General features: G+C 56.4%; 26 protein-coding genes. 16 read left to right on the plus strand and 10 right to left on the minus strand.

What is annotated here, in order from left to right:
• Positions 1-2 precede the first annotated feature (2 nt).
• The 3 genes from AC0L7R_RS07095 to AC0L7R_RS07105 all read right to left on the minus strand — a co-directional run bounded on the left by AC0L7R_RS07095 (position 3) and on the right by AC0L7R_RS07105 (position 2,375).
• Positions 3-497, minus strand: coding sequence for a ClbS/DfsB family four-helix bundle protein (locus AC0L7R_RS07095; protein WP_473659878.1), 495 nt, complete (start codon positions 495-497; stop codon positions 3-5).
• Positions 498-580: 83 nt separating this feature from the next.
• Positions 581-1,594 (minus strand): ACR3 family arsenite efflux transporter, encoded by a 1,014-nt coding sequence (gene arsB / locus AC0L7R_RS07100; RefSeq protein WP_473659880.1) that lies wholly within the window; start codon positions 1,592-1,594, stop codon positions 581-583.
• Positions 1,595-1,616: 22 nt separating this feature from the next.
• A complete protein-coding gene (locus AC0L7R_RS07105) occupies positions 1,617-2,375 on the minus strand; it encodes an SDR family NAD(P)-dependent oxidoreductase (RefSeq protein WP_473659882.1) in 759 nt (252 codons plus the stop codon).
• 62 nt (positions 2,376-2,437) lie between these two features.
• Between AC0L7R_RS07105 and AC0L7R_RS07110 the strand changes: the two genes are divergently transcribed.
• The 3 genes from AC0L7R_RS07110 (at position 2,438) to AC0L7R_RS07120 (ending at position 6,007) form a co-directional block, all read left to right on the plus strand.
• Entirely contained in the window at positions 2,438-2,887 is a 450-nt protein-coding gene (locus AC0L7R_RS07110) for a methyltransferase (protein ID WP_473659884.1), read from the plus strand.
• Between the two features lie 99 nt (positions 2,888-2,986).
• Positions 2,987-4,561, plus strand: coding sequence for a Re/Si-specific NAD(P)(+) transhydrogenase subunit alpha (locus AC0L7R_RS07115; protein ID WP_348107685.1), 1,575 nt, complete (start codon positions 2,987-2,989; stop codon positions 4,559-4,561).
• Between the two features lie 12 nt (positions 4,562-4,573).
• Positions 4,574-6,007 carry an NAD(P)(+) transhydrogenase (Re/Si-specific) subunit beta gene (locus tag AC0L7R_RS07120; RefSeq protein WP_473659886.1) on the plus strand — a complete coding sequence of 478 codons (1,434 nt, stop codon included), beginning with the start codon at positions 4,574-4,576 and terminating at the stop codon, positions 6,005-6,007.
• Between the two features lie 36 nt (positions 6,008-6,043).
• Here AC0L7R_RS07120 and AC0L7R_RS07125 read toward each other — a convergent pair whose 3' ends face one another.
• Entirely contained in the window at positions 6,044-6,544 is a 501-nt protein-coding gene (locus AC0L7R_RS07125) for a winged helix-turn-helix transcriptional regulator (RefSeq protein WP_473659888.1), read from the minus strand.
• Here AC0L7R_RS07125 and AC0L7R_RS07130 point away from each other — a divergent pair.
• From AC0L7R_RS07130 to AC0L7R_RS07140, 3 genes are all read left to right on the plus strand, one after another.
• On the plus strand, positions 6,525-7,088 hold the full coding sequence (locus tag AC0L7R_RS07130; RefSeq protein ID WP_473659889.1) for an NAD(P)H-dependent oxidoreductase: 564 nt from the start codon (positions 6,525-6,527) through the stop codon (positions 7,086-7,088). The two genes, AC0L7R_RS07125 and AC0L7R_RS07130, sit on opposite strands and share 20 nt — an antisense overlap.
• 208 nt (positions 7,089-7,296) lie before the next feature.
• Positions 7,297-8,013 (plus strand): hypothetical protein, encoded by a 717-nt coding sequence (locus AC0L7R_RS07135; protein WP_473659891.1) that lies wholly within the window; start codon positions 7,297-7,299, stop codon positions 8,011-8,013.
• Positions 8,014-8,180: 167 nt separating this feature from the next.
• Positions 8,181-8,831 (plus strand): hypothetical protein, encoded by a 651-nt coding sequence (locus AC0L7R_RS07140; protein WP_473659893.1) that lies wholly within the window; start codon positions 8,181-8,183, stop codon positions 8,829-8,831.
• 2 nt (positions 8,832-8,833) lie between these two features.
• Here AC0L7R_RS07140 and AC0L7R_RS07145 read toward each other — a convergent pair whose 3' ends face one another.
• Positions 8,834-9,415 (minus strand): pseudouridine synthase, encoded by a 582-nt coding sequence (locus tag AC0L7R_RS07145; protein ID WP_473659894.1) that lies wholly within the window; start codon positions 9,413-9,415, stop codon positions 8,834-8,836.
• A gap of 236 nt (positions 9,416-9,651) precedes the next feature.
• Here AC0L7R_RS07145 and AC0L7R_RS07150 point away from each other — a divergent pair, with 236 nt between their 5' ends.
• The 4 genes from AC0L7R_RS07150 (at position 9,652) to AC0L7R_RS07165 (ending at position 14,879) form a co-directional block, all read left to right on the plus strand.
• Complete coding sequence (locus tag AC0L7R_RS07150) at positions 9,652-10,767, plus strand: TauD/TfdA family dioxygenase (RefSeq protein WP_473659896.1); 1,116 nt, start codon at positions 9,652-9,654, stop codon at positions 10,765-10,767.
• A gap of 266 nt (positions 10,768-11,033) precedes the next feature.
• Positions 11,034-12,206: a type III PLP-dependent enzyme gene (locus AC0L7R_RS07155; RefSeq protein ID WP_473659898.1), complete on the plus strand. Its 1,173-nt coding sequence runs from the start codon at positions 11,034-11,036 to the stop codon at positions 12,204-12,206.
• A 126-nt stretch (positions 12,207-12,332) separates the two neighbouring features.
• Positions 12,333-13,613 carry a DUF3422 family protein gene (locus AC0L7R_RS07160; RefSeq protein ID WP_473659900.1) on the plus strand — a complete coding sequence of 427 codons (1,281 nt, stop codon included), beginning with the start codon at positions 12,333-12,335 and terminating at the stop codon, positions 13,611-13,613.
• Positions 13,614-13,715: 102 nt separating this feature from the next.
• Positions 13,716-14,879, plus strand: coding sequence for an amidohydrolase (locus AC0L7R_RS07165; protein ID WP_473659902.1), 1,164 nt, complete (start codon positions 13,716-13,718; stop codon positions 14,877-14,879).
• Positions 14,880-14,974: 95 nt separating this feature from the next.
• On the opposite strand, the gene moaA is transcribed toward AC0L7R_RS07165, so the two are convergent.
• Entirely contained in the window at positions 14,975-15,979 is a 1,005-nt protein-coding gene (gene moaA / locus AC0L7R_RS07170; protein ID WP_473659903.1) for a GTP 3',8-cyclase MoaA, read from the minus strand.
• A gap of 50 nt (positions 15,980-16,029) precedes the next feature.
• Between moaA and AC0L7R_RS07175 the strand changes: the two genes are divergently transcribed.
• Complete coding sequence (locus AC0L7R_RS07175; RefSeq protein ID WP_473659905.1) at positions 16,030-16,566, plus strand: D-galactarate dehydratase; 537 nt, start codon at positions 16,030-16,032, stop codon at positions 16,564-16,566.
• A gap of 14 nt (positions 16,567-16,580) precedes the next feature.
• On the opposite strand, the gene AC0L7R_RS07180 is transcribed toward AC0L7R_RS07175, so the two are convergent.
• From AC0L7R_RS07180 to glmU, 3 genes are read right to left on the minus strand one after another with little or no spacing between them, the layout of a single operon-like run.
• Positions 16,581-17,267: a DNA alkylation repair protein gene (locus tag AC0L7R_RS07180; RefSeq protein ID WP_473659907.1), complete on the minus strand. Its 687-nt coding sequence runs from the start codon at positions 17,265-17,267 to the stop codon at positions 16,581-16,583.
• Positions 17,264-19,087, minus strand: coding sequence for a glutamine--fructose-6-phosphate transaminase (isomerizing) (gene glmS / locus AC0L7R_RS07185; protein ID WP_473659909.1), 1,824 nt, complete (start codon positions 19,085-19,087; stop codon positions 17,264-17,266). The genes AC0L7R_RS07180 and glmS overlap by 4 nt, the downstream gene beginning before the upstream one ends.
• A 3-nt stretch (positions 19,088-19,090) precedes the next feature.
• Entirely contained in the window at positions 19,091-20,443 is a 1,353-nt protein-coding gene (glmU, locus tag AC0L7R_RS07190; RefSeq protein WP_473659911.1) for a bifunctional UDP-N-acetylglucosamine diphosphorylase/glucosamine-1-phosphate N-acetyltransferase GlmU, read from the minus strand.
• A 117-nt stretch (positions 20,444-20,560) separates the two neighbouring features.
• Between glmU and AC0L7R_RS07195 the strand changes: the two genes are divergently transcribed.
• The 3 genes from AC0L7R_RS07195 to AC0L7R_RS07205 all read left to right on the plus strand — a co-directional run bounded on the left by AC0L7R_RS07195 (position 20,561) and on the right by AC0L7R_RS07205 (position 23,793).
• A complete protein-coding gene (locus AC0L7R_RS07195; protein ID WP_473659913.1) occupies positions 20,561-21,220 on the plus strand; it encodes an HAD family hydrolase in 660 nt (219 codons plus the stop codon).
• Positions 21,221-21,448: 228 nt separating this feature from the next.
• Positions 21,449-22,375, plus strand: a complete 927-nt coding sequence (locus AC0L7R_RS07200) for a sulfotransferase (protein ID WP_473659915.1) — start codon at positions 21,449-21,451, stop codon at positions 22,373-22,375.
• Between the two features lie 224 nt (positions 22,376-22,599).
• Positions 22,600-23,793: a DegT/DnrJ/EryC1/StrS family aminotransferase gene (locus AC0L7R_RS07205; protein ID WP_473659917.1), complete on the plus strand. Its 1,194-nt coding sequence runs from the start codon at positions 22,600-22,602 to the stop codon at positions 23,791-23,793.
• Here AC0L7R_RS07205 and AC0L7R_RS07210 read toward each other — a convergent pair.
• Entirely contained in the window at positions 23,781-24,230 is a 450-nt protein-coding gene (locus tag AC0L7R_RS07210) for a CreA family protein (RefSeq protein WP_473659919.1), read from the minus strand. The genes AC0L7R_RS07205 and AC0L7R_RS07210 overlap by 13 nt on opposite strands.
• Before the next feature lie 123 nt (positions 24,231-24,353).
• On the opposite strand from AC0L7R_RS07210, the gene AC0L7R_RS07215 reads away from it, so the two are divergent.
• Both AC0L7R_RS07215 and AC0L7R_RS07220 read left to right on the plus strand, forming a co-directional pair.
• Positions 24,354-25,517, plus strand: coding sequence for an acyl-CoA dehydrogenase family protein (locus AC0L7R_RS07215; RefSeq protein ID WP_473659921.1), 1,164 nt, complete (start codon positions 24,354-24,356; stop codon positions 25,515-25,517).
• The gene (locus AC0L7R_RS07220) at positions 25,514-26,008 is read left to right on the plus strand and encodes a lysozyme inhibitor LprI family protein (protein ID WP_473659923.1); all 495 of its coding nucleotides are present in this window, start codon (positions 25,514-25,516) and stop codon (positions 26,006-26,008) included. The genes AC0L7R_RS07215 and AC0L7R_RS07220 overlap by 4 nt, the downstream gene beginning before the upstream one ends.

The following is a 26,008-nucleotide window of genomic DNA, read 5'->3' on the forward strand; positions in this document are numbered from 1 at the left end:
TTTTAAGCCAACGCCTTCAGCCGCGCCCTTAGGTATTTCGCGGCTGACCTGAAATGACTTGGGCCGGCCGCTTCGGCCCAACGTCCTGTTGGCCATGCGTTATTGGCGCCTTTCATCGGTTCTGCATAAAGCTGTTCGTCAGAATGCGTTTCAATGAAATCTATCAGTTTTTCGTAGCGGGCTTGTAAGAACATCACCGCATCGTCCCAATCCAAATCGGCCTGCGCGGCCCGCAAATCCGCGTTGTATCGTTTCAGGTCATTCCACTTATACCCCTTCGCGGGAAAATGGACTTTTTTGCCGGCCTGACCATCCGCATGCCAACCGACAAAAAGATCAATCCAATGGGCACGGTGGGCAATGACGTCTTTGATTGACGTATCATCCTCATCTTTTCGGGTTGCCGCCGCAGGATCAACGCTGCCGATGATCTTGCCGAGCTTGCGAAACTCTTTCTGTGTAATGTCCAACAGTTCAGCTTTAGTCGTTGCGGCCATGGCTTGGTCCCCCTTTTGCTAAAAGGGTAGTCGAACGCGCAGATCGTGCTTTGCGCTGGATCAAACCGTGTCCAAAACAGCGGTTAGCTGTCAGGAAACCGCGCTCTTGTCCGGTTTGCGAACGCCACGAGCGTTAGCATCACGGGGACTTCGACCAGTACACCTACAACCGTTGCCAGTGCCGCCCCTGAATTGAGCCCGAACAGACTGATCGCCACGGCCACTGCCAGTTCGAAAAAGTTTGACGTTCCGATCAATGCGCAAGGTGCCGCGATCCGGTGTGGGACTTTCATCGCAAATGCCGTCGCATAGGCAATCGCGAAGATGCCATAGCTTTGCAGGATGATCGGCGCCGCGATTAATACGATCACGAATGGCTTGGCGACGATGGTCTGGCCTTGCAAACCGAACAGGATCATCACTGTTACGATTAGGCCCACAACGGAATAGGGCTTCACCCCCGCTTGGAACGCGTCGATTGCGGCCTCAGACCCGAGCTTTGCGCGTGTGATCAGGCCCGCCACCAACGGCAAGGCAATGAACAGGATCACGGACAACACCAGCGTGGACCACGGCACCGTGATATCCGTCACACCCAGCAAGAACGCCACGATAGGCGCGAAGGCGATGACCATGATCAGATCGTTCACTGACACTTGCAGCAGCGTGTAGGTTTCATCGCCACGCGTCAGTTGCGACCACACGAAAACCATCGCCGTACAGGGTGCGGCCCCCAGCAGGATCAGGCCCGCGATATATTGCGATGCGTCCTCGGGGGCGATCCATGGGGCAAACACCACTTCGAAGAACAGTACCGCCAAAGCAGCCATCGTGAACGGCTTGATCAGCCAATTGACCACCAACGTGATCAGCAATCCGCGCGGTTGCTTTGCCACGTCCTTTAGTGACCGTGGATCGACGCCCACCATCATCGGGTAAACCATGGCCCAGATCAGGACGGCTACCACAAGGTTCACGCTTGCGACCTCTGCTGCTGCGATGGCGTTGATCAGGGCAGGGGCCAAATTGCCCAGCAAAATGCCAGCCCCCATCGCTAATGCGATCCAGACGGACAGGTATTTTTCAAAGATGTTCATGTGTTTGCTCTGGTTTGGGGCTTCAGACCTGACCGCCTGCGATCTCTATTGTTTGGCCATTTACACTGCGTGCGCCGTCAGAACACAACCACATTGCGGCCGCGGTGATCTCATCGACATTCAGCAGTTTGCCATGCCGGTTCGATTTGGCGATCAGCGCCCGCGCCCCGTCTTCATCGACATTGAAACGCCGCATCAGGCCGGGCAGTTGGCTGCGCACGATGTCGGTTTCCACATATCCGGGGCAGAGTGCGTTAAAGGTGACGGGTGTTTTCATATATTCTTCGCTAAGCCCACGTATCAACCCGATCACGCCATGTTTGGTGGCTGTGTAGGGGATCGCGCCTTTCAAGCCCCGCACACCCGCGATTGAGCTGACGGCGATCATGCGGGCAGGGGTATCGGCGGGCAGCGTGGCTAGCGCCGCCTGCAACGTCAGGAATACCCCGTCGAGGTTTGTGGTCATTGTCTTGCGCCAGTCGGCGAGGGTCGTCTTGGTAAAGGCCTTGCCTTCCGCGATGCCCGCATTCGCGACGCAAATCTGGATCGGTCCGCGCAGGGCGCTAATAGAGGCGATCCCGTCGCGCACAGATGCTTCGTCAGTGACATCCATCTGCAACGCGTGCAGGCGGTCATGCGTCGCAGCAACGTCGTTCAATACATCCAAGCGCCGTCCAGTAATCGTTACCTCGGCCCCTGCGTTTGCCAAGGCGACGGCAATGTCGTGGCCAATGCCAGTCCCGCCGCCGGTCACAAGTGCGTGTTTTCCAGTATGTTCCATGCGGCGACCTTACTGCGGACCGCGGGGGTGACAAGGCCGTATATTTGGATCAGGCTAAGACGATGAAATGGATTGATTTGCCTCCGGTCTGGCTGGGCCTTTTTCTGGTGCTTGTTTGGTGGGCACCGCAGTTCGGATTTGCAGCAGAACGCAACGTTCCGTGGCGCGGTTTTGTCGGCTGGGCATTGGTCGCCCTCGGCCTGTGCTTGATGATTTTGGCGGTGATGCAAATGGCGCGCCACCGTACAACAGTGATCCCGCACCTGCAGCCGTCAGCCTTGGTCAAAACGGGTATATTCGGGGTCAGTCGCAACCCGATTTATCTGGGCGATGCGCTTGTTCTTGCGGGATTTGTGCTGATCTGGGATACTAGTATTTTATTTATACTGCTGGTCCCGGCCTTCATGTTTTTGATCACAACACGCTTCATAATGGACGAAGAAAGCCGTCTAAATGAGGCGTTTGGTGAAGAATTCGCAACCTATTGTCGATCAACACGTCGTTGGCTGTGAGCGCTAACATACAATTCAAATGTTTGTGCCTGTCCTTGCGCAATTTTATTTCGTTCGATACTGCAGTTGCAGCAATAACCAGAAGTGGGGGGAACGCCTGTGAAAATCGGTGCGCCAAACGAAGTCTTTCCGGGTGAAGATCGGGTCGCAATGACGCCGGCCTCGGCCAAGGATTTGCAGAAACTTGGATATGAATGTTTGATCGAAACCGGGGCTGGCCATTCTGCTGGTTTCTCGGATGCTGCTTATGAAGAAGCTGGCGTCACGATCATGAAAACGCCTGCTGCTTTGTGGAAAGCCGCCGACATCGTCGCAAAGGTCCGCCCGCCGTCGAAAGACGAAACCAAGCGGATGCGCAAAGACCAGACGCTGATCTCTTTCTTCTACCCTGCGCAAAACGCAGAGCTGATGGAAGCCGCGAACAAGAAGGGATCAACCGTCATCGCGATGGACATGGTCCCACGTATTTCGCGTGCTCAGAAAATGGATGCCCTGTCGTCCATGGCGAATATCGCGGGCTACCGCGCAGTGATCGAAGCGGGTAACAACTTTGGCCGCTTCTTTACGGGTCAGGTCACTGCCGCTGGTAAGGTGCCACCTGCGAAGGTTCTGGTTGTTGGTGCTGGTGTTGCGGGTCTTGCGGCCATCGGAACAGCGACATCGCTTGGCGCGATCACATATGCATTCGATGTGCGGCCAGAAGTGGCCGAACAAGTTGAATCCATGGGCGCTGAATTCGTCTTCCTTGATTTCGAAGAAGAACAGACAGACGGTGCTGCAACAGGTGGTTACGCCGCTGTGTCGTCCCCTGAATTTGCGGCAGCACAGCTTGCCAAATTCCGCGAAATCGCACCGGACATCGACATCGTCATCACCACGGCGTTGATTCCTGGCCGTGACGCGCCGGAACTGTGGACCAAAGACATGGTCGACAGCATGAAGCCGGGGTCTGTGATTGTTGACCTTGCTGCGGAACGCGGTGGGAACTGCAAACTGACTGTGATGGACAAGAAGATCGTCACAGACAATGGCGTGACCATCATCGGCTACACCGACTTCCCGTCACGGATGGCGGCGCAATCGTCCACGCTTTACGCCACAAACATCCGTCACATGATGACCGATCTGACACCCGAAAAAGACGGTGTGCCAAATCACAACATGGAAGACGACGTGATCCGTGGGGCAACTGCGACGCACCAAGGCGAGATTACGTTCCCGCCACCGCCTCCGAAAGTTGCGGCCATTGCGGCCCAACCAAAGAAGGAAGCGCCAAAGGAACTGACGCCTGAGGAAAAACGCGCCGAAGAAGTCGCCGCGTTTAAGGCGCAAACCAAGAACCAAGTCACGCTGATCGCCGTTGGCGCCGCGTTGCTCTTGGCAATTGGTCTGGTGGCACCGGCCAGCTTCATGCAGCACTTCATCGTGTTTGTTCTGTCCGTGTTCATCGGCTTCCAAGTCATCTGGGGCGTCGCACATTCGCTGCACACACCACTGATGGCTGTCACGAACGCGATCTCGTCCATCATCATTCTGGGGGCGTTGACCCAGATCGGATCGGGGTCTGCATTGGTCGTTATCTTGGCCGCCTTGGCCGTGTTCATGACCGGCATCAACATTTTCGGCGGCTTCCTTGTGACACGGCGTATGCTCGCCATGTTCCAAAAGTCTTAAGGGGTTAGAATTATGGATTTCGGATTTACTACAGCGGCTTACGTGGTCGCAGCCGTTCTTTTCATTCTCTCCCTTGGCGGTCTGTCTGGGCAGGAAAGCGCAAAACGTGCCGTGTGGTACGGGATTGCTGGTATGGCATTGGCGGTCTTCGCCACGCTTGTTGGGCCGGGTTCCGGTTTCTGGCTGTTGTCCCTGATCTTGATCGCGGGGGGTGGTGCAATTGGCTACCAACTGGCGACCAAGGTGCAGATGACGCAGATGCCCGAACTTGTTGCTGCGATGCACAGCCTTGTCGGTCTCGCGGCCGTGTTTGTGGGCTTTATCGCGCACTTTGAACTGAACCGCGTGATGGGCATGTCCGGCGATGAAGCCAAAGACCTTGGCACATTCGCGGCGCTCTTGGCTAAGAAAACACCGGTCGAGATCAACATCCTGCGGGTTGAACTGTTCTTGGGCATCTTCATCGGTGCTGTGACCTTCACAGGGTCTGTCATTGCTTACGGCAAACTGGCGGGCAAAGTGGACTCAGCGGCGACAAAGCTGCCGGGTGGTCACATGCTGAACATCGGTGCTGCTGCTTTGTCAGTCATCACCTTGATCTGGTATTTCAACACCGGCGGGTTCTTCCCACTGTTCCTAATGACGCTGGCAGCCTTGTTTATCGGCTACCACCTGATCATGGGTATCGGTGGCGCGGATATGCCTGTCGTTGTGTCGATGCTGAACAGCTACTCAGGTTGGGCGGCTGCGGCGATTGGTTTCTCTCTCGGGAACGACCTATTGATCGTTGTCGGCGCACTTGTGGGGTCTTCCGGTGCAATCCTGTCTTACATCATGTGTAAGGCGATGAACCGCAGCTTTGTGTCCGTGATCTTGGGTGGCTTCGGTGGTCCAGCTGGCGAACAGATGGCCGTTGAAGGCGAACAGGTTGCGATTGATGCAGACGGCGTTGCCACAGCATTGAACGAAGCGGACAGCGTTGTGATCATTCCGGGCTACGGCATGGCGGTAGCACAAGCGCAAACAGGCGTTGCTGAACTGGTGCGAAAACTGCGTGCGAAAGGCAAAAACGTGCGTTTCGCGATCCACCCAGTTGCGGGTCGTTTGCCAGGTCACATGAACGTACTGCTGGCGGAAGCCAAAGTGCCATATGACATCGTCATGGAAATGGACGAAATCAACGACGACTTCCCGGATACGGACGTCGCCATCGTGATCGGGTCCAATGACATCGTGAACCCAGCAGCCCAAGACGACCCGAACAGCCCAATCGCGGGTATGCCGGTTCTGGAATGCTGGAAAGCGAAACAGGTGTTTGTATCCAAGCGCGGGCAGGGGACAGGGTACTCCGGTATCGAAAATCCACTGTTCTTCAAAGAGAACACACGCATGTTCTACGGAGATGCAAAAGCATCGCTAGATCTGTTGCTTCCAAAGATCGACTGATCCTCAGTTGGATACAGATTTATAAAGCCCTGCCGGTCAATCGGTGGGGCTTTTTCCTTTGGGGGCGACGCCCATATCGGGGAACCCTTTATCTGCTTCCCATCCAATGTCTTGCCACTTTAGGGCGACGGCATGGATAGATTTCAATGCTGCTTCAAGATCATGACCATGCTGTGTCAACTCGTAGCTGACTTCCGGTGGGATCGTCGGCTTTTGTGTGCGCAAGACGATGCCGTTCATCTCAAGCGTCCGAAGTCTGTCTGTCAGGACCTTTGCAGAAATTTTGGGCATCAGGGCCATAAGTGCTCCGAAACGAAGCGGTCCCTCATTGGCTAGAAGCCAAAGGATATAGGTGGTCCAGCGCCCGGTAATCCGCTGAAGCAACGGATCCATTGGGCAAGCATTTGGCGCGATCATATTACTTTCCTTTTGGTAACTGGTAACTAAAAGGTAACGACTTACAAAACGTAAGTAATGCTGCCAGTTGTTTGATGCAATAGCAATCAAGGAGCCCAGCATGGCACGGATCGAGATCATTAGTTTTTCAGGCTACGGCCACACACTTAAGCAAGCAGAATCCGTTCAACAGGGCGCAGCCACCGAAGGCGATGCCCGTCTTTGGTCTATTCCGGACGACGGCGTGATGTCAGACCCATTCTGGGAAGCTGCAGACGCTGCGGACGTTCTCGTCTTCGGGTCTCCGACGTACATGGGGGCACCAGCATGGCAGTTTAAGCGTTTTGCAGACGAAAGCTCCAAGCGGTGGATGACAGGCGCATGGCTGGACAAATACGCAGGTGGTTTCACCAACTCGGCAAGTCCGGTTGGGGACAAGGGCGAAACGATCAACTACTTTCGCACGTTTGCGGGGCAACACGGGATGCTTTGGGTGCCACTAGGGCAGCCGCCTGCCAATTTGATGGCCTCAACACGCGATGATCGCAACTGGGCGGGAGGGAGCGGCGGCGCCATTGCCGTCTCACCAGCGGATGCCAGCCCAGAGCAAGGCCCAAGCGCGGGAGATCTGCTCTCGGCGCGGGACTATGGTGCGCGGCTGGGGCAGATCGCCAAACGGCGTTAGTACGCCCTGAGCCTGATTTAGAACATGGAAATATGCACCTCGCCGGAAATGGCGGGGTGCAACTCTTCTGTCACACGTTAACCTACCATTAAGTAAAAACTTGACTGAAACCGGAAAATACCTCAAATTTATGCTGTAATTATAGCTACTTAACCGCGTTTCTGTGCGCGTTTTGGAAACAATGTTATCCCGAGGAAGGGTTTGTTCTGTGTCTGTCATCAAATTTTCAAAAGTCGCCATGAGCGTGTCTGCCGCCGCTCTGTTTTTATCCGCGTGTAGTTCCGGCGGTTCGTCTTCAGGTGGCGGTGTTTTGTCTTCAAATGAGGTGAGCACGCGGATGTCTGCCGCAGACGCTCAAATTTTGAAAGTCATCGGCGACGGCACGGCGGATAATCCCGGTATTTCTGGTACAGCCTTTGAACGTATTCCAACCGAAGGCACGGCAGTTTATCGCGGCGTCAGCACTGTCATGATCAGCGACGGCGACAACATGGTTCTGGACGCCGTCGGCATCGCAAATGTGAACGTTGATTTCGGCGCTGCAGAAGACGCGGACGTAGTGACCGGTAACCTGCGCAACATGCGCGCAATGGACGCCGATGGTAACGCGACTTTTGTCGACGGAGAATTGCTGCTCAGCGGCGGCGAAATCGGGAAACGCGCAAACGTTGAAGGCGAAACAAACACGTCTCGTGCGAATAGCGTGTTTGCCGATTATGCCGGTAGCTTGTCTGCATTTGGCGAAACGTATGGCCTTGCAGGTGAATTGCAGGGCACGCTGCGGGGCACACGCACAAACGAAGGCGCACGGTCCGTTGTACGCGCGGTCGATCTGTCGGCGACAGATGCCAGCGTCGCGGGTAGCGTGTCCGGTCTGACGGCGGACATCACTGTTGCAGCAGACAACGATTTCGTGACCCCATAAGGTCCCGTTAACCATTCGAACCTTCCCGCTATGCTAAAGGTTAGCGGGGAGGGTCATAAGATACCTCCAGTTGTTTTTTAGGCCGCCCTCATGTGAAGAGGTACCCAGTCGTACAGGGTCCTATCCGGCGATGTAACCTAACAAACCAACCGGAGGCTCCCCCGCCGATGACTTCAAAATATGTATCCGCCAGCCTGATTGGCCTTGTGATGTTAACCGCGAATTGTGGTAAGCTGGAAGAACTCGAAGACGCACGTCAATTTGCGGATTTGGCAATCGATGCCAATCGGATCAGAACCCGCGTTCTTGGTGATCCGGTACTTGGTCGAGAGGGTCTAAGAGGCACTGTCTGGGATGATGTCCCAACCAGCGGCAGTGCGACGTTTTTAGGAACTGCGGTTGTGGCTGCGGTATCCGCTGACAACCCTGACGCAGGTTTCGCCCTTGTCGGGCGGTCCGACGTCACCGTCGATTTTGGTCCGGGTGAAGACAATATCACCGGCACGATGGATCAGTTCCAATCGAGTAAGATCGGTGAAGGCATTCTTGATGTGTCTGGCGAGTTGCAGCTGGAAAACGGTGTCGTTGGCAATCTTGCCCCGAACCAGTTTGCCGTTGATTATTCCGGTGATGTCACTGTGGACGGCAAGACGTATGCGATGTCCGGCGACATGTTGGGCCGCTTTCTGGGCACACGCCCCGAACCTGAAGCGGGGCAAAGCACCATTCGGGCACTGTCCGCAGTCGATATCAACGGCAATGTGGAAAGCGGTGGAGAGCGGCTTGTTGGTCGCCTGAACCTTATTGCAGAAAACTAGAGCTAACGACCGCGTCTTAGTGGCGGCGTGGTCGGGACGTCGGCCGCGTCCTGCCATGTGCCGGGAGCGATGCCATCAAGGCTCCAGATCCCGACAGACCAGCGCACCAATCGCAGTGTCGGGAAACCGATGTGTGCGGTCATACGGCGAACCTGACGGTTGCGGCCTTCGGTGATGCTGATCTTGACCCACGTATCCGGCACCGATTTACGAAAACGGACGGGCGGGTCGCGGTCCCACAATACAGGTGGTTCCATCAACGAAACCTTTGCGGGACGCGTCAGGCCGTCCTTCAGCGTTACACCATCCCTTAACGCCTGTAGATCGGCGTCCGTCGGGGCCCCTTCGACCTGTACGTAATACGTCTTGGGCAATTTGTGTTTCGGATTGGCGATCTGCGCTTGCAGTTTGCCGTCATCCGTCAGGACCAACAGACCTTCGCTATCGCGATCAAGCCGTCCTGCAGGATAAACCTTTGGCACATCGACAAAATCCGACAGCGTCCGCCGCTTTGTCGGGGACTTTGCATCGGTGAATTGCGACAGGACATCGAAGGGTTTGTTCAGCAGAATGGTACGGGCCATGCCACGTTCTTAGGGGGGCTTCCGCTTTTGTTCAAGCGGGCGGCGATCGAGTGATGATCGCTTGTCGAAACAGGCCAGCGTCCCTATGACTGCGGCATGAGAAACGCCACACCATACGCCTTGCTTGGCGCCCGCGCTGCGGGATCGCCCTACGGCAAGACCCAAGAATGGTGGCCACCACCCAGCCTGTGATTTTGACGATTAAATCCCAATAAAATCACATGAATGGTATGAAAATGAACCTCAAAACCCTTGCGGTCCGTCCTGACGCGCTTGTCGTGACATGGCTGGACGACACGACCATGACGTTCCCGACACCTTGGCTGCGCGACAATTGCCCGTCCGGATTGCACCCGGAAACACACGAACGTCTGCTCGATCTGCTGGAAATCGAAGAATCCCCAGTCCTGACAGCAGCTGACCTGACAGATGACACGGCGGTCCTGACCTACGCAGACGGCCACATCAGCCAGATGCCAGCGACACTGTTGGACCAACACCGGCCCGGAACCCGTGCGCATGATGCTGCAGATATTGCGGCGACACATTGGCGTGCCGATCATGGCGCGAACAATATTCCGCGCCATGCAACTGCGCCAATCTTGGCAGATGATACGGCCCTTCAGGCTTGGATGTCTGATCTGGCAAGCTTTGGTCTGACGATCGTGGATCAATTGGCCGATAGCACAGATGCGGGCGTGTCGGTCGCCGAACGGGTTGGTTTTCTACGTAAAACCAACTTTGGCACCACGTTCGAGGTCAACAATAAACCCGATCCAAACAACCTTGCCTATACGTCCGTCGCATTGCCGCTGCATACGGATTTGCCGAACCAAGAGGTGCCACCGGGTTATCAATTCCTGCATTGTCTCGCGAATGAAGCAACGGGCGGCGGGTCGATCTTCGCAGACGGCTTTATGATGGCCGAAGACCTGCGCGATGAAGACCCAGAGGCATTCGATTTGTTGTGCAACGTCGCAATTCCGTTCCGCTTTCACGATGGCGACGCAGACATCCGCGTTCATCGTCCGGTCATCACGCTCGGTGCCCGCGGCAACGTAATCGAAATCCGCTACAACGCACATCTTGCTGGCATTTTCGACATGCCAGCGGATCAAATGCCGGCCTACTACCGCGCGTATCGGGCCTACATGGCCAAGACCCGCGACCCCAAATATCGCCTGACATTGAAGCTGCAAGGCGGCGAGATGGTGGTGTTCGATAATCGGCGCGTCCTGCACGGGCGCGACGCGTTTGATCCATCAACTGGGTTCCGTCATCTGCACGGCTGCTACGTGGATCGGGGTGAATTCATGTCGCGACTGCGGATGCTGGATGGCCCAGCCGCATAGATCAATCAAGACCAGCAGGTGGCCCGATATGGGCCGCCTGTTTCCATCCCTATGGCTCTCGCAAAAATTTTGCAGCCACCTGCATTTTCCCTCTTGCGTCGAATCTCTTTTGGTCGCAAATGCACGCCCATAGACGCCAACGCACGCGCCTCTGGCCGGTGATAGTCAACGCACTCGTGTTTACGTAGCGACGGTAACGTCTCCCTTGGAACTGAGCGGTCTTCGGCGGATAAATCCGTTATGGCCGGGTCTACTGGAGATGACCCATGACTTATCACTTTGCGCCCGCTGTGGCGTCTTCTGCTGTCGATTCCCTTTCAAAACTGGATGCATTTGTCGCCCGCCGGACGTTTGATCGTCCGACATTGGTGGTCGATCTGGACCGCGTCGCAGGGCAATACCGCGCGTTGAAAGCGGGTTTGGGCCGCGCCGACATTCACTATGCTGTCAAAGCCAACCCCGCCCGCGAAGTCATCGCGCGTTTGGTCGATCTTGGATCGCACTTCGATGCGGCATCCAAAGCTGAAATCAAACTGTGTCTGGAAGAAGGGGCGGCACCGTCTGAAATCTCTTTCGGGAACACCATCAAACGCGCGTCCGACATCGCGTGGGCGCATAGCGAAGGTATCCGCCTATTTGCTGCCGACGCCGACGAAGAACTGGAAAAGATTGCCGAACATGCGCCCGGTGCGTCTGTCTACATCCGCTTGATTGTCGAAACCTCGGAAGCGGACTGGCCGCTGTCGCGCAAATTCGGTTGCGACCGTGACACTGCGTTGCGCTTGCTGGACATGGCTAAAACCCTTGGCTTGAACCCAGTTGGTTTTTCCTTCCACGTCGGATCACAAACACGCAAAGCAGAGATGTGGGCACCGTCGTTGGATGCGATGTCCGCAATCTGGCACGCGGCTGTTGATGCGGGTCATGCGCTGACATTGCTCAACATCGGTGGCGGTTTTCCGGCCTTTTATGGCGAAGCGATCGAAGCGCCGACATCCTACGCCGCGCGCGTAATGGAACAGGTCACAGCGCGCTTCGGCGATGTGCAAACCATAATGGCCGAACCGGGCCGTGGTATGGTCGCAGAGGCAGGCGTGATCGTCGCTGAAGTAATGCTTGTGTCCCGCAAATCCGAACGCGACATGCACCTTTGGGTGTACCTCGATATCGGTCGGTTCTCGGGCCTTGCCGAAACCGAAGGCGAAGCAATCCGCTACCAGTTCGAAACCGCACGCGACGCGGATCCGATGGGCCCGTGTATCCTTGCAGGGCCAAGCTGCGACAGTGCTGATGTGCTGTATGAAAAGCGGCCAATGCCGATGCCGCTGACGTTGAAGTCGGGCGACCGCGTCCTGATCCGCAACACGGGCGCCTATACGTCGACCTATTCAAGCGTCTGCTTCAACGGGTTTCCGCCGCTGGATGTCGTTGTGATCTAAGCCAAATATGCGCAAGCTGCGTGCAGTATACAATTGTACGCAGCTAACATATTATTTTTGAACGATTTTTTCTTTACCTATCGTCAATTCGCGTTAAATTGCGTGGATCAAGGATAGGTTTACCCAATGGCGACTTTCGAAGATCACCCGCTGCGCTACACAATGGCAAACGAACTGCACGCGCGGCCATTTCCGTCGGTGGCATCGCCAAGCCGTGCTGCGTATCTCGCGCTGAAACCTGCGGCAAATGCAGCGGGGCGGGACCGCGAAGCGGACAGGGCGCATCTGATCGCACTGCTGGATCGGTTCGGCGCGCAGCATCCGCAGCCGGATGCGACCCATTATTCCGGTCAAATCGGCAAGCACATGCTGAAATGGGAAAGCCATACAGAATTCGTGACCTACACGATCTTTGGTGACGGCAACGCCCAACGCCCGTTTGACGCTGAAACCTTCGCTGTTTTTCCACAAGATTGGCTCGATACGGCACCGGGTGTGCGGATCACGTCTGCGCTTATTCGGGTCGAAACGGCAGTTGGCGACGATGGTATCCTCGACAAAGTGGGGGATTGGTTCGTTCCAGAAAGCCTAGCGATTAGTCGCGTGTTGGATGATGGGCTGATCGTTGCAGGCGATTTCCGCATTGATGTGGGCGGACACATGCGGTTCGCGGTGTTCGCGCGCCCAGAAACCGGCCGCCGCCGGACAGGGCGAGTGGTGCAACGCCTCTGCGAGATCGAAACGTACAAAGCGATGGCAATGCTTGGTCTCGCGCTCACCCGCGAAATGGGTCCCAAGATGGGCGGCATCGATCAGCGTCTCACAGCCCTTTTGGCAGACATGAGCGGGGCGGAGGCTAAGCCGGAAAAGGTCTTACAGGACCTGCTGACGGTCTCTGCAGAGCTGGAAAATATCGTGGCTCAGACGTCTTTCCGGTTTGGCGCAACAGGCGCCTACGAGACGATCGTGAACCAACGCATCGATGTGCTGCGCGAAGACAGGTTTATGGGGCGGCAAACCTTCGGTGAATTCATGATGCGCCGATTTGATCCTGCAATGCGGACCGTGAATTCAACGCAGGGCCGATTGCAGGCCATGTCCAACAGGGCGCAACGCGCAAGCGATTTGCTGCGGACGCGGGTCGATGTGGAACGCTCTGCCCAGAACCAAGAATTGCTCACGTCGATGGACAAGCGTGCTGATCTGCAATTACGGCTGCAAAAGACGGTCGAAGGACTGTCTGTCGTCGCGATCAGTTACTACGCGGTGAACTTGGTGCTTTATGTGCTGGGGCCGCTGGAAAAGACACATGACGTGCCAAAGGCGGTGATGGCGGCCATCGCGACACCATTGGTTCTGCTTGCCGTCTGGTTGATGGTGCAGCGCATCCGTAAACACATGGAGTGACCCCGAATTTCCGCAAAAATCGGGGCTGACTACAGCCGTTTGACCGCTTGTCCTCAACGCAGGCTTTGGGCAGAGTGCAGCTAACCAAGAGGTGGACCCGATATGCCAATCAAGAACCGTTTTGCTGAACTTCTGCCAGATATCACCGCATGGCGGCGTGACCTGCACGAAAATCCGGAAATCCTGTTTGAGACGCACCGGACGGCTGGCATCGTCGCCGAAAAGCTCGCGGCTTTTGGGTGCGAGGAAGTGGTCACAGGTATTGGCCGCACTGGCGTTGTCGGTGTGATCAAAGGCAAAACCGATACGACGGGCAAGGTCATTGGCCTGCGTGCCGATATGGATGCGCTGCCGATCCACGAAGAAACGGGTCTGCCTTATGCCTCCAAAACCGATGGTGCGATGCATGCCTGCGGTCACGATGGCCACACCTCGATGCTATTGGGTGCGGCGCAATATCTGGCCGAGACCCGCAATTTCGACGGCACTGTTGTTGTGATTTTCCAACCCGCAGAAGAAGGCGGCGGTGGCGGTCGCGAGATGTGTGAAGACGGCATGATGGACCGCTTCGGCATCCAAGAGGTTTACGGCATGCACAACTGGCCGGGCCGTCCGCTTGGGTCTTTTGCGATCCGTCCGGGGCCGTTTTTTGCAGCGACCGATCAATTCGACATCACGATTGAAGGGCAGGGCGGTCACGCCGCGAAACCGCAGGAAACGATCGATCCCGTTGTCGTTTCCGCCCAAGTTGTGATGGCCCTGCAAACCATCGTCAGCCGCAATGCTGATCCTGTCGAACAGGCGGTAGTGTCGGTTACGTCAGTAGAAAGCAGTTCAAAGGCGTTCAACGTCATCGCCCAGTCCGTACAACTAAAAGGCACAATCCGCACGTTGACGCCTGAAGTGCGGGCCTTGGCGGAAGACCGTCTGCATAGGATCGTAAACGCAACCTGCGAGGCCTACGGGGCAACCGCCAACATCACCTACTACAAAGGCTACCCGCCGATGGTAAACCACGCGGCCCAGACTGAATTTGCGGCCAAAGTTGCCACCGATGTGGCCGGTGCCTGTGATGAGGCCCCGTTGATCATGGGCGGCGAAGATTTCGCTTACATGCTCGAAGAACGACCCGGAGCGTATATTCTGGTCGGTAACGGTGACACGGCCGCGGTGCATAATGCGGCCTACAACTTCAGCGACGAAGCCATCCCCGCGGGCTGTTCATGGTGGGCAGAGATCGTGGAACAGCGGATGCCAGCGGCGTGATCCCACGCCGGCGGCGCGTTTGACGAGAGTGCGGGATGCCTCCGGCGGGGATATTTAAGAGCCAAAAGAAATGGAGCGGACGCCGCTTTTGTTCGTTAGCCGCCAGTGTGTGACATATGGCGGCTGACCTGACCGTCTGCCTTTTGACGCGAATAGTCAAAATCATGCCCTTTGGGTTTTAGCGAAATTGCGTGCCGGATTGCGTCTTCGAGGTGCGCATCGGATTCGCTCGACCGCAATGGTGCCCGTAGGTCAGAATGGCCTTCTTGCCCCAGACATGTGTAGATTTCGCCCGTGCATGTCACCCGCACACGGTTGCAGCTTTCGCAGAAATTGTGGGAAAGCGGCGTGATAAAGCCGATTTTTTGTTGCGTATCGTCAAGCCGCACATAACGGGCTGGGCCACCGGTGCTTTCCGGCAGATCCGTCAGCGTGGTCCGTTCTGCAAGCCGCGCACGCAAGTCTTTCAGCGACCAATATTGTGTAATCCGGTCTTCGTTACCAATGTCACCCATTGGCATAACCTCGATAAATGTGATGTCCATGTCGCGGCTCGCGCACCAATCGGTGAGGGTGAACAACTCATCCTCGTTAAAGCCTGCAAGCGCCACGGTGTTGATCTTAACCCGCAGCCCAGCCTTTTGGGCCGCATCAATGCCGCGAATGACTTGGGGCAGGCGGCCCCAGCGAGTGATGTCCGCGAATTTCTGCTCGTCCAGCGTATCCAGCGAAACGTTGATCCGTTTCACACCAGCCGCCGCCAGATCGGCTGCGTATTTTTCCAGCTGACTGCCATTGGTCGTCACGGTCAGCTCTTCCAATGCACCGCTATCCAGATGCCGTGTCATCGACCGGAAGAAGGTCATGATATCGCGGCGCACCAGCGGTTCGCCCCCAGTAATACGTAGCTTTTTCACGCCCAACCGGACGAACGATGAACACAACCGATCAAGCTCTTCGAGCGACAACAAATCCTTTTTCGGCAGGAATGTCATGTTCTCGGACATGCAATACACGCAGCGAAAATCACACCGGTCGGTCACAGAGACACGGAGGTAAGAAATGGCGCGGGCGAATGGATCGATTAATGGCTGTGTCATGGTGTGACCGTAGGGGGCGGCAAAGGCCTGCGCAAGGTGGCCTTTGGTCCTTGCGATACCATTTTCGCCGGATTAACCTCACCCACATGAAAGTGATCTATACCTTACCCGTTTTGTGCCTTGCCGCCTGTACCGACCCTGCGTGGCAGTTAACCCCACCCAATGCCGCCCCTGTGGTCGATGCGGCTGCTGTTGTGCCGGCTGAACCGGTTGAGACACTTGACCCGACCCCACCACCACCGCCACCACCTGCGGCGCGCACGGTCGAAGAATTTGACACCACATCTGCCGAAGATCGCGCTGCTGCCGTCGCAGTGGTTGCTGAACCCGCAGGCGAACAGTCGCTTGGGATCACCAACATTTCGCTTGGACCACCCGCGCAGCCGGGAATTTGGATGGAAACCGGTCTTGTCAGCGAATTGGTACCAGGGCGGGTCGAAAACCCGGCATCTGGCAAATCCGTGAACCTTGAACTGCGTCCGTCTGGCGGCCCTGCGACAGCAGGCAGCCAGATGAGCCTTGCTGCGATGCGTCTGCTTGACGTCCCGCTGACAGGGTTGATCGACGTGCAGGTTTACCGCAACTAATTGAATTTCTTAGGTTACGCAGGGGCGGCTGGCAGTTTGCTGGCCGCCTCTTTGCGTGCGAAGGGTTTCATTCGGTCGCCGAAGTCTTCCAGAAACGCGCGTGTGCGGGGTTCATCGTGTTTCGACAGATCGCGTAACCACCACGCTACGGATTTCTGAATAAACCAGTCGTGGTCATCGACATAGGTCGCAGCCCAGCCCAGAACACGAACGCGCGCGGCTTCCTCATCCGGTTTTGGATGGTTCTGCTTCGCCCAAGGCAAGGTCATCACCAGCGCGGCGCGTTTCGTCCATTTGTCGTCCGAAGTTGTCCAAGCCTCGACTTCATCAAGCCGCGATGGATCCGCGACCAACCGCTTTTGACCTGCGATACAGGCGTGATCAGCCACGGCCCATGCATCAAAAGTCGGCACCCACGATGTGATGATGGTCCAGACGTCTGAATCGTCCGGCTTGATCCGCGCTTGGGACAGCAGTTTTGCCCCCGCGACCATGCCTTCGTGGATATTCGTAGCCCATAGATCGCGGGCCAATTGCAGACGGTCTTCAAAGCTCAACTCGGCGCGCCATGCTTTCACATGCACGTCGATGTCTGGGTTTGGCACACCAAGGTAGGGGCGGTCGACCTTATGGTAGGCCGCCATGCCGATGGCTTTGATGTCGTCGCGGCCCAAAGCGGCGATGGCGTCATTAACGTTCATTCGACGGTCACAGACTTAGCAAGGTTGCGCGGCTGGTCAACGTCTGTGCCTTTGGCAATGGCCGTATGGTAGGCCAGCAGTTGGGCAGGGACGGCATAAAGGATCGGCGCAAGGAAAGCGTCGATTTCCGGCATGATGATCGTGTCCCAGACACCCTCACCAGCTTCTTTTTCACCTTGCTTGTCGGTGATCAACAAGACCTTGCCGCCACGGGCCATAACCTCTTGCATGTTGGACACAGTCTTGTCGAACAGGCTGTCGCGGGGGGCCATGACGATGATCGGCACGTTTTCGTCAACAAGCGCGATTGGGCCGTGCTTCAGTTCGCCTGACGCGTAAGCTTCGGCATGGATGTAGCTGATTTCTTTCAGTTTTAACGCGCCTTCGTGTGCAAGCGGATACATCGCGCCGCGTCCCAAGAACAGAATGTCGCGGGCATCGGCCAGCTGGCGTGCCACGGTCTGGCATTTGCCTTCGATGCCAAGTGCTGCGTTGATCACACCCGGAATGCCGCGCAGATCGGCGAGCATTTTCCCAACTTTCGCGTCGGTCAAATGGCCACGTGCGCGTGCCGCTTCAATGACCAAGATGGCAAGCGTCGTAAGCTGACAGGTAAATGCTTTGGTTGATGCCACGCCAATCTCTGCGCCAGCCAAAATCGGCAGCGCCAGATCGCTTTCGCGCGCAATGGAGCTGGTCTCGACGTTCACGACGGAGATGATCTTGTCCGCCTTACCCTTCATGTAACGCAGCGCGGCCAAGGTGTCGGCGGTTTCGCCGGACTGGGACACGAACAACGCAGCGGTGCCTTTGGTGACAGGCGGTTCGCGATAGCGGAATTCGGATGCGACGTCGATTTCAACCGGCATACGGGCGACCTGTTCAAACCAGTATTTCGCGACCATGCAGGCATAATAGGCCGTACCACAGGCCACCAGCGTCATGCGTTCAATCTTGGTAAAATCGATACCGCTGTCGGGCAGGGTGATCGCATTGGCATCTGCGTTGATGTAATGGGACAAAGCGCCTTGCAACACAGTCGGTTGTTCAGCGATTTCTTTGGCCATGAAGTGTTTGTAGCCACCTTTGTCGACGTTGGTGGCGCTGACTTCGATGATCTTCATCTCGCGGCTTGTCTGCTGACCCGCCTCATCGCGGATTTCGACAGAATTGCGCGTGATGATCGCCCAGTCACCTTCTTCAAGGTATGTGATCTGGTTCGTCATCGGGGCCAGCGCAATTGCGTCAGAGCCAACAAAATTTTCGCCGTCACCGTGCCCGATCGCAAGCGGGGACCCTTTACGGGCCGCGACAAGCAGATCGTCTTCACCGTCAAACAGGAAGCACAGCGCATAAGCCCCTTCCAACATCGCGATGGTCTTCTCTGCGGCTTCGCGCGGGGCAAGGCCCGCATCGAGGTGGTATTGGGCCAGCAGCGCTACGGTTTCGGTATCCGTGTCGGTCGAATACGCGATGTTCTTTTCTGCAAGGAACTCGCGTAATTCACGGAAATTCTCGATGATGCCGTTATGAACAACAGCCACACCGCCCGCGCGGTGGGGGTGGGCGTTGCCGACGCTTGGCACACCGTGGGTTGCCCAACGCGTGTGGCCGATGCCGGATTTACCAGCCAGCGGTTCATGCACCAGCAAGTCGGACAGGTTCACCAGTTTGCCAAGCGCACGACGGCGCTCCAGCTTATTGTCGTTGATGGTCGCAATACCCGCGCTGTCGTAGCCGCGATATTCGAGCCGTTTCAGGCTGTCGACCAGCAAAGGGGCCGCTTGGTGGTTGCTTAGTACGCCAACAATTCCGCACATGTCTTAATGTCCTTTCGACTGCTTGGCCTTACGTGCCCGCAGCATATCAAATAATTTTGTCGCAAAACCTGCTTTGGTCACCTGACGCGCACGGCCAAGACCAAGTGCGCCATCCGGCACATCGTCTGAAATCACAGACCCGCTGCCCGTCATCGCGCCATTGCCGACAGTGACAGGTGCCACGAGCATCGTATTCGATCCAATAAACGCCTCGCGCCCGATGGTCGTCTGATGTTTGAAAAAGCCATCGTAATTGCAGGTAATCGTGCCCGCGCCGATGTTTGCTTTTTCGCCGATGGTCGCATCGCCGATGTAGGACAGGTGATTCACCTTCGCGCCCGCCGCGATTTGCGCGTTCTTGATCTCGACGAAATTGCCAACCTTGGTGTTCTCGGCCAGCTCTGCGCCAGGGCGCAAGCGGGCGTAGGGGCCGATGATCGACCCGCGCGATACATGACATCCTTCAAGGTGGCTGAACGCGCGGATTGTCGTGTCGGATTCAATGGTCACAGCAGGGCCAAACACGACGTTTGGCTCAATAATTGTGTCACGGCCAATGACGGTGTCGTGGGCGAAGTAGACTGTGTCCGGATCGGACAGGGTGATCCCGTCGGCAAGTGCCGAAGCACGGGCGCGGCTCTGGAATTGTGCCTCTGCGCCAGCCAGTTCTGCGCGTGAATTCACGCCGAGCGTTTCCGCCTCGTCGCAGCTGACGACCGTGGCGGACAGGCCCTGATCACGTGCAATGCCGATGATGTCAGTCAGGTAATATTCTTCGGATGCGTTATCATTGCCGACCTTTGAAATCAGATCAAACAAGACGTCAGATTTTGCCATGATCACACCGCTATTACAAAGCGTTATCGCGCGTTCCTCATCTGTCGCGTCTTTGAATTCAACGATCCGTTCCAGCGTGTCACCGTTAGTGACCAGACGACCGTAACGCCCCGGATCAGCGGCTTCAAAGCCAAGAACAACTACGTCATGACTGCTACGCGCTGCAGCCATCGCCTCTAGCGTTTCGGGTTGGATAAACGGTGTGTCACCGTACAACACAAGCGCGTCACCATCGAAACCATCAAGCGCATCTTTGGCCTGAGCGACCGCATGAGCGGTGCCCAATTGTTCGGTCTGCATAACCGTCGCAACGTCCGGGTCCCACGCGACTGCGGCGGCTGTCACTTTTTCCGCGCCGTGGCCCGCAACGATCACTGTCTTCTCAGGCTCGAGTGATGCACCTGCTTTCATCGCGTGCACCAACATCGGCGCACCCGCAATTTTGTGCAGCACTTTGGGCAGGTCGGAATTCATCCGCGTTCCCATGCCCGCGCCAAGAATGATCAATGCTGTGCTCATAATACCGCCCCAAACCCTTTTGCGCCCTTCTACCTGAGCGGGGGGCTACCGCAAGGGTGGGGGCTTCACTTCGCCTTACACATCGTTACAGAAGGGTAAACGGTGATGGAGACGGACATGCGCACGGTGATTTTCGATCTTGATGGGACGCTTGCGGATACCAGCGGCGATCTGCTTGCTGCGGCTAATACCTGTTTTCGCGACCTGGGGTTGGGTGATCTGCTGACACCTGCGGACAGTGGGACCGCGCTCAAAGGTGGACGTGCAATGCTACGCCTTGGGTTTTCGCGGGTTGATGGCTACGGCGAAGACGAAGTCGACCGCCAGTATCAACCACTGCTCGACGCTTACGCGCAGGACATCGACAGCCACACCGTGCTGTACCCCGGCGCGATGGACGCGGTGCGCGCATTAAAGGACGACGGCTATGTCGTGGCGATCTGCACGAACAAACCCGAAGGATTGGCCGAGACACTGATGAACAGCCTCGGTGTGCGTGATGAATTCGCGGCCCTTTTGGGGGCGGACACATTGCCCGTCCGCAAACCCGATCCGGAACACCTGTTCGAAACGGTCCGCCGCGCAGGTGGTCATATCGACAAATCCCTGCTGGTGGGGGATACGCTTACAGACCGCAAAACATCTGCCAACGCAGGCCGGCCGTCGATCCTCGTGACTTTTGGGCCGGGGGATGACGACGTGCGAGACCTCAACCCCGAAGGGCTTATCGGGCACTTCGACGAGCTGCACGCTGAAGTGCGCCGCTTGATCGGGTAGCGGCAAGGACAATGTCGAAGTGGCGCGGCGCGCGCTAAAGTCTGCTCTGGAAACAAAGCTTCCGTCGGATTTGGCCCTACAAATGACTGCTGAGAATGGGATGTAGTCATACGGCAGCCATAAATTAAAGAATTAGCTATTCGAAAGTATAGTGGCTTACCCCATAAGATCGACTGACCTATGCTATTCGATAACTGAAAAGTTGGGCCAATGTGCGATGTCTGAAATATGTTAAAATCTGACGCACAATTTTCCCCAAATTTCTTCGTGGTTGGAGCACCGAAAGCTGGAACTACGGCGGCCTATCATTGGTTACGGTCGCATCCAGCCGTGTTCTTACCTACTGTTAAAGAACCGAGCTACTTCGCCTATGCTGGCAATTCTGCAATTCCGACGAACGGTCCCTATGATCCGGATTACGTCAGGCAAATCACCGTAGAACTTGAAAGCTATGCCGAGTTATACGAGGCAGCAGGCACAAGGCTAACAGGGGACATCTCGCCGGTTTACCTGTTGGATGACTATGCAGCAGAGCGGATCGTAGCGGCGTGCCCGGATGCACGAATTATCATTCTTCTGCGGGATCCGGTTGAACGGGCGTTCTCTCAGTTCATGCACCATGTGCGCGATAGTCTTGAACCCTGTGAAACTTTCGAAGAGGCGCTCGCGCAAGAAGAGCAGCGTCTGCGTGACGGATGGAGCCCGGGCCATGGCTACGCGACCTATGGTCACTATTTGTCACAGATCGAAAAATACTTTGCCGTATTCCCCAAAGAACAGATACTTGTTCTGGAATATCAAGATTTACAATCCACCCCAGAACACTGTTGGCATCAGATCTGTGAACATCTGCGCATTGAACCGAAAAGCTTGGTTCGAAACGAACGGGTCAACTCGACCCAAGATTTAGCCGAAGTGCCTGGCCGCCCCGGGTTGGTACGTCGATTGAAACACCCAGGAGCGGCTCAAGCGCTGCTCAAGCGATTGATGCCCCCGCGTCTTAGGGCAAAGCTTCGCCAATTCCTCGAAGGACCTCCGCGTCCGGTTCCCGTGCTATGCGCGGACACAGCGCATGCTCTTGCAAGCAGATACCAAAGCGAACGCCGTCAAATCGAACATCTCACTGGCCTGTCCCTGGCACACTGGACTTCATGAACTGAAGATGACCGCTTTTGGTGCATGATTCAGCATGCGTTGCGATGGGATTATTTCCGCTGTCCGTTGCGGGCGCTTCCGTTTTGGCGTTTCTTTGCAAAGCTGCTTTCCACCTGCCGACCCGCAATCAGTTTCCCTGAAACATCGGCTCAGCTTATGCAAACCGGTCCTTCACCGCCGCACTTTCGATTGACCCTGTTCCAAAGGCTCTGCACAAATCGGGCATGACAGAGCGATTCAACGGTAGTTTCACCCAGCAAGAACCGATCCCTGACGCGGGGATCAAGGCCGCTATGGCTGTGATGCAAAGCGGGCGTCTGCACCGCTACAATACGCATGGCGATGAAATCGCCGAAGCTGCGTTGCTGGAAGAAGAATTTGCCGCACAAGTCGGGTCCAAATATTGCCTTGCTGTGGCCTCTGGCGGCTATGCGATGACGACTGCGCTGCGGGCCTGCGGTGTGAAACACGGTGACCGCGTTTTGACCAACGCTTTCACGTTGGCACCTGTCCCAGGTGCGATTGCGGCTGTGGGCGCCGTGCCTGTCTTTGTCGGCGTGACCGAAAGCCTCGTGATTGATCTGGACGATCTGGCGGCCAAACTGGATCAAGCCAAGGTGCTTTTACTCTCACACATGCGCGGCCATATCTGCGACATGGATGCGCTTATGGCGATGTGCGATGCGGCGGGCGTCGTCGTGATCGAAGATTGCGCACATACGATGGGGGCCGCGTGGAACGGCGTGCCATCTGGGCGTTGGGGCAAATTTGGCTGTTATTCCACCCAGACCTATAAACACGTGAATTCCGGCGAAGGCGGTTTGCTGATCTCTGACGATGGAGAAGGTATGGCGCGGGCGATCATGCTGTCGGGCAGTTACATGCTGTTCGAAAAGCACCGCGCAGCGCCGCCGCCCGAGGTCTTCGCGCAGATCAAATATGAAACGCCAAATATCTCTGGCCGGATGGACAATCTGCGGGCAGCAATTTTGCGTCCGCAACTGCGCGACTTGCAGACGCAATGTGACCGCTGGAATGCGCTTTATGCGGTTGTCGACGAAGGCCTCGCCGATACGCCGGGGCTGACACTGGTGCCACGTCCGCCAAAAGAGAGCTTTGTCGCGTCATCCCATCAGTTTTTGTTGTTGGACTGGAGCGATGCCGCCATCGCCGACGTCATCGCACGCTGTGAAGCTCGCGGTGTCGCGCTAAAATGGTTCGGTGGGGCAGAGCCCACGGGGTTCACGTCGCGCTACGATTCGTGGAAATACGCGCCATCCGATCCCATGCCGCAAAGCGATCGTATCCTGAAAGGGATCATTGATATGCGTTTGCCGCTTACCTTTACCACGGACGATTGCGCCCTCATCGCGCGGATCATCCGGTCAGAGGTGTCAGCGGTCTATCAATCGGCCTGATACAACGGGATCGTTGAGATCGACATCTTGGCTGACCCTTGGCTCAGCTCGGACGCATGCGCCAGATAAATCAGCGTGTTGTTTTCCTGATCAAAAATGCGTTTGACCCGCAGCGATTTAAGAACAATCGACTGGCGTTCGCGAAACACGTTTTCGCCGTCGTCACTGCGGTCGATGTCCCCGAGCACAATAGGGCCGGTCTGGCGGCAGTCGATGCTGGCGTTTGACGGATCTTCGAACCAGTTGCCGTTGGAAATCCGGTCAAAGAACGAGCGTTCGAAATAGGCAATGTGGCAGGTCACCCCGGTAACATCGGGGTCTTGAATGGCCTCGATAATAATGTCGTTGCCCACCCAATCAACGCCGACACGGCCCACTTCATCCGCAGATGCAGTGAATGGAAACAGGGTGAGGGCGGCGATCATAAGCTTTTTCATGCAGGTTCAACTGGTCAGTTCGCACTTGGTTCCCACCTGCAAGACGAATGTTTGTTGACGCGGCAAGCAGGCTCTGCATACAATTGAACAAGCGTTCAATAAATTTCTGGGGGGAGTCGCGCGATGTTCCATGGATCAATGACATTTGATTTGGGCGAAGATACCAATGCACTGCGCGATATGGTGCATGGCTGGGCGCAAGAGCGCGTCAAACCGATGGCGGCGCAGATCGATGCGGATAACCTGTTCCCGCCAGCGTTGTGGACGGAAATGGGTGAACTTGGCCTGCTAGGCGTCACGGTGGATGAAGCCTACGGTGGGGCGGGCATGTCCTATCTTGCGCATACCGTCGCCATTGAAGAAATCGCACGGGCCAGCGCGTCAGTGTCGTTGTCTTATGGTGCCCATTCGAACCTGTGCGTGAACCAGATCAAGCTGAACGGTACCGAAGAACAAAAGGCCAAATACCTGCCGCGTTTGATCTCGGGCGAACATGTCGGCGCATTGGCAATGTCCGAAGCAGGCGCTGGGTCAGACGTTGTGTCCATGACGCTGAATGCCGAAAAGCGGAACGATCACTACCGTTTGAACGGCAACAAATACTGGATCACCAACGGGCCGGATGCGGACACGCTGGTGGTGTATGCCAAAACCGACAAAGACGCTGGATCGAAAGGAATCACTGCCTTTCTGATCGAAAAGGAAATGACCGGTTTCAGCACATCCCCTCATTTCGATAAGCTGGGGATGCGCGGGTCGAACACTGCAGAGCTGATCTTCGACGATGTGCAAGTTCCTTTCGACAACGTGCTTGGCGAAGAAGGCAAAGGCGTCCGCGTCCTGATGTCCGGACTTGATTACGAACGTGTGGTGCTGGCGGGCATCGGCCTTGGCATCATGGCGGCTTGTCTGGACGAAGTGATGCCGTATCTGTCCACCCGCAAACAATTTGGCCAGCCCATCGGCAATTTCCAACTGATGCAGGGTAAGATCGCGGACATGTATACGGCGATGAATTCAGCGCGTGCATACGTCTACGAAGTCGCCAAAGCCTGCGATCGCGGCACCGTCACCCGCCAAGACGCAGCAGCCTGCTGTCTTTACGCATCCGAAGAGGCGATGAAACAAGCCCACCAAGCCGTACAGGCGCTGGGCGGGGCAGGGTTCTTGAATGACGCGCCTGTCGCGCGGCTGTTCCGCGACGCAAAGCTGATGGAAATCGGCGCAGGCACTTCCGAAATCCGTCGCATGTTGGTGGGTCGCGAATTGATGGGGACGATGGGATGAAACGCCTCGCCTGCATCATAGCAGTGATGGCGGGGCCAGCTTTCGGGCAGGGCGTCTTTGAAGGTTATGATCCGACAATCCTTGAAACCTGCCTCATGCAGACCGAAGCGTCAGGATTGCAGTCTGATTGCATCGGTCAGGGGGCAACAGCCTGTGTGGCTGGTGACGCTGGCAGCTCGAATGTTGGCTATAGCATGTGCATGTCGGCGGAATGGCAAGACTGGGATGACCGGCTGAACGAAGTTTACGCGATCGTACTCCAGCAACAGCGCGAATTTGGCGTCCATTTGCAAGATGTTAACCCTGCGTTTCCGAACCCCGACGAAGTCATGCGCGATATGCAGCGGGCCTGGATCAAGTATCGCGATCTGGCGTGCGACTGGGAACGCCTGCAATGGAGCGGCGGCACTGGTGCCGGACCTGCGGCCGCACAATGCATGCTGGAAGTTACCGCGCAGCAAATGCTGTTCCTGAACACACGGGGCCAATAG

The sequence above is a fragment of the Yoonia sp. D2-7 genome (assembly GCF_055809435.1).

Excerpts from the sequence above, each read along its gene's own strand:
- AC0L7R_RS07215 (WP_473659921.1), top strand. The coding sequence starts at position 24,354 with ATGTTCCATGGATCAATGACATTTGATTTGGGCGAAGATACCAATGCA.
- AC0L7R_RS07155 (WP_473659898.1), top strand. The coding sequence starts at position 11,034 with ATGACTTATCACTTTGCGCCCGCTGTGGCGTCTTCTGCTGTCGATTCC.
- AC0L7R_RS07150 (WP_473659896.1), top strand. The coding sequence starts at position 9,652 with ATGAACCTCAAAACCCTTGCGGTCCGTCCTGACGCGCTTGTCGTGACA.
- AC0L7R_RS07145 (WP_473659894.1), bottom strand. The coding sequence starts at position 9,415 with ATGGCCCGTACCATTCTGCTGAACAAACCCTTCGATGTCCTGTCGCAA.
- AC0L7R_RS07195 (WP_473659913.1), top strand. The coding sequence starts at position 20,561 with ATGCGCACGGTGATTTTCGATCTTGATGGGACGCTTGCGGATACCAGC.
- glmS (WP_473659909.1), bottom strand. The coding sequence starts at position 19,087 with ATGTGCGGAATTGTTGGCGTACTAAGCAACCACCAAGCGGCCCCTTTG.
- AC0L7R_RS07120 (WP_473659886.1), top strand. The coding sequence starts at position 4,574 with ATGGATTTCGGATTTACTACAGCGGCTTACGTGGTCGCAGCCGTTCTT.
- glmU (WP_473659911.1), bottom strand. The coding sequence starts at position 20,443 with ATGAGCACAGCATTGATCATTCTTGGCGCGGGCATGGGAACGCGGATG.
- AC0L7R_RS07165 (WP_473659902.1), top strand. The coding sequence starts at position 13,716 with ATGCCAATCAAGAACCGTTTTGCTGAACTTCTGCCAGATATCACCGCA.
- AC0L7R_RS07210 (WP_473659919.1), bottom strand. The coding sequence starts at position 24,230 with ATGAAAAAGCTTATGATCGCCGCCCTCACCCTGTTTCCATTCACTGCA.
- arsB (WP_473659880.1), bottom strand. The coding sequence starts at position 1,594 with ATGAACATCTTTGAAAAATACCTGTCCGTCTGGATCGCATTAGCGATG.
- AC0L7R_RS07200 (WP_473659915.1), top strand. The coding sequence starts at position 21,449 with ATGTTAAAATCTGACGCACAATTTTCCCCAAATTTCTTCGTGGTTGGA.
- AC0L7R_RS07220 (WP_473659923.1), top strand. The coding sequence starts at position 25,514 with ATGAAACGCCTCGCCTGCATCATAGCAGTGATGGCGGGGCCAGCTTTC.
- AC0L7R_RS07140 (WP_473659893.1), top strand. The coding sequence starts at position 8,181 with ATGACTTCAAAATATGTATCCGCCAGCCTGATTGGCCTTGTGATGTTA.
- AC0L7R_RS07160 (WP_473659900.1), top strand. The coding sequence starts at position 12,333 with ATGGCGACTTTCGAAGATCACCCGCTGCGCTACACAATGGCAAACGAA.
- AC0L7R_RS07180 (WP_473659907.1), bottom strand. The coding sequence starts at position 17,267 with ATGAACGTTAATGACGCCATCGCCGCTTTGGGCCGCGACGACATCAAA.
- AC0L7R_RS07125 (WP_473659888.1), bottom strand. The coding sequence starts at position 6,544 with ATGATCTCGATCCGTGCCATGCTGGGCTCCTTGATTGCTATTGCATCA.
- AC0L7R_RS07095 (WP_473659878.1), bottom strand. The coding sequence starts at position 497 with ATGGCCGCAACGACTAAAGCTGAACTGTTGGACATTACACAGAAAGAG.
- AC0L7R_RS07205 (WP_473659917.1), top strand. The coding sequence starts at position 22,600 with ATGACAGAGCGATTCAACGGTAGTTTCACCCAGCAAGAACCGATCCCT.
- AC0L7R_RS07130 (WP_473659889.1), top strand. The coding sequence starts at position 6,525 with ATGGCACGGATCGAGATCATTAGTTTTTCAGGCTACGGCCACACACTT.
- AC0L7R_RS07105 (WP_473659882.1), bottom strand. The coding sequence starts at position 2,375 with ATGGAACATACTGGAAAACACGCACTTGTGACCGGCGGCGGGACTGGC.
- AC0L7R_RS07110 (WP_473659884.1), top strand. The coding sequence starts at position 2,438 with ATGAAATGGATTGATTTGCCTCCGGTCTGGCTGGGCCTTTTTCTGGTG.
- moaA (WP_473659903.1), bottom strand. The coding sequence starts at position 15,979 with ATGACACAGCCATTAATCGATCCATTCGCCCGCGCCATTTCTTACCTC.